This is a genomic window from bacterium (assembly GCA_040755795.1).
Lineage (GTDB): Bacteria > UBA9089 > CG2-30-40-21 > CG2-30-40-21 > SBAY01 > JBFLXS01.
On sequence record JBFLXS010000577.1, the window covers coordinates 1 to 2,077 of the forward strand.

2 protein-coding genes are annotated in these 2,077 nt (G+C 35.6%); both read right to left on the minus strand.

Going from position 1 to position 2,077, the window contains the following annotated elements:
* Positions 1-27: 27 nt before the first annotated feature.
* A complete protein-coding gene (locus AB1414_19865; GenBank protein ID MEW6609670.1) occupies positions 28-1,338 on the minus strand; it encodes a diguanylate cyclase in 1,311 nt (436 codons plus the stop codon).
* Positions 1,339-1,396: 58 nt separating this feature from the next.
* Positions 1,397-1,915, minus strand: coding sequence for a PocR ligand-binding domain-containing protein (locus AB1414_19870; protein ID MEW6609671.1), 519 nt, complete (start codon positions 1,913-1,915; stop codon positions 1,397-1,399).
* Between the last annotated feature and the right edge of the window lie 162 nt (positions 1,916-2,077).

Here is a 2,077-nt window from a genome sequence, read left to right on the forward strand (position 1 = left end):
GCAAGATTTTTCACAGATTTTAGAGATTTATGGGATGTGTCCCTGGGTTTGTGCAATTTGATTCTTACCCTTTGATTTTGCCTTCAGCAGGCTCATCTCAAGATAATCAAGAAGTTTATCTTTATCCTTTATTTGTGGGTAGGTAACAATTCCTATTGAGGCAGTAGTTTTATATGGATGTTGGGGGTCTTTTTCGATAAAAAATTCTTCTTTCCCTATATGTTGTTGAATTTGCTGGGCAAGTGTCAAGGCATATTTTGAATCTACATCAGGCAAGCAAACAATAAATTTATCATCTTTCCCCCGGGCAATACAATTTGCTTTTTCTTTGACGGATTTTTTTATCCACCTCACCACCGCACAAAGGAGTTTATCCCCTTCGGTCCTACCATATTTATCCCTGATTTCAATAAGATTATCCAATTCTAAGATTATTAAAGAGACTGAACGATTAGTTTTAGTGAGTGCTCTGGCTAAATAGTTTTCAAGGTATTTAATATTATAAGTTTGTGTTAATTTATCTCGGTCTAACAAGCCATTAGTCTGTGAGGTTTTTTCTATTCTTCCAATGGCTAATGAGGCAATGTCAGCAATAAAAGAAAGTAATCTTTGTGACATCGAATCAAATGCGTTTTTTTTGTAGCTAAATGCGGCTAAAACGCCAATCATTTTCCCTTTATCCTTAAGTAAAACATTCATAGATGAATTAATTTCCTGCCCCGTTTCTACCTGGATAGTGGTTGTTTTATCTTCTTTAATGATTGAAAAAAAAGCCATTGGTTGTTGAACAGGATTCTCTTGATGTTCTTCCCAGATTTTCTCTAATTTCATCCGAATATCATCCAGTAGTCTTTCACTGATAGGATAGGCCCTTTTCCCACCCATTTTGATTTCCTGGTCTTCCATAAGGAGATAAGTAGCCAGTTCACAATCAAAGAAAGGCTGAATTTTACAAACAATCAATTTAAGAATTTCCTCCGGGTCATCGAGTGCCGTAATCTCCATTCCAATAAAATATAGAAAATTTAGTTCTTGAGCCTGAGCCTCTAATTTTGAGGCTTCTTCTTCTAACCGTTTTACCTGTAATTCGATTTTTTGGGCATAGTGTTTAAGTTGTTGTGCTTGCTCATTAAGTTGTTTGGCTTGAGTTTTAATGCTTTGTGCCTTTGTTTCTATCTTCTTTGCCTCTTTGCCAAGTAATTTTATTCTTGCCTCCTGGTCTGATTCGAGTTCTTCATCTTCTGCCTCCAATTCAAGTTGCCAGATTCCTTTTTCTAATCTGATAGTTTCCTTATCTAAGTGATTTGTCTGCATACTTAACTCTTCTGCCTCGACCATTAAGGTTTTTACCCGTTCCAGGTCAGATTCAAAAAGATAGTTTTCGCCTATATTTTTATCAATTAAATGATTGTGAAATCAAAAAAGCCAGTTCAATCATCCCATAAAGTAAAGTGGGAGGAATAGAATATGCTTCGGTAACCATCGAATATAATTCATCTGCGTTAATTTTAAGGTGGGTAGCTCGGTCTTTATAGAACTCCATTTTGAGGTTTCCATCTAATATCTGGCAACCACCAACGACACCAATAGGCTCACGATGGAAAATAAGTGGGTAGGCAAAACCTAAAAATCCGCTATAACAACTACTAATAACAGGTTTTTTAAGCGATTCTACCTGTTTTATTAAACACGGAAGATATTCTTCATCACATCTTTTCCTTAATGTCAAATCCTTTCTAATCAATTGACAATGTCTTGAATCTTGAGGGGTTTTATAGACAAACTCACCAAATTCATTTAATATCCAACATGGTGTTCCTATCCTGGCAAGGAAAATCCTTCTAAGTTGTGTCCATTCTTTGCTGTTAATAAACTCCTTTAAAATTTCCTCAGTTTGTGTAGATTTTTTCATCATAATTAAACTATTGGGGAAACATTAGTGTCGTGTTGAGTAAGTTTTTCATCAGGTTTCGGAACCTGCAAACGGATAATTGGTTAAACGGTATTTAATTACCAATTACCAATCACCAGTTACCAGAATCAAATTCCGTGCGTTATTTGTTCAACACGACACTAG

Coding starts and splice junctions, on each gene's coding strand:
- AB1414_19870 (MEW6609671.1), bottom strand. CDS start 1,915: ATGATGAAAAAATCTACACAAACTGAGGAAATTTTAAAGGAGTTTATT.
- AB1414_19865 (MEW6609670.1), bottom strand. CDS start 1,338: ATGGTCGAGGCAGAAGAGTTAAGTATGCAGACAAATCACTTAGATAAG.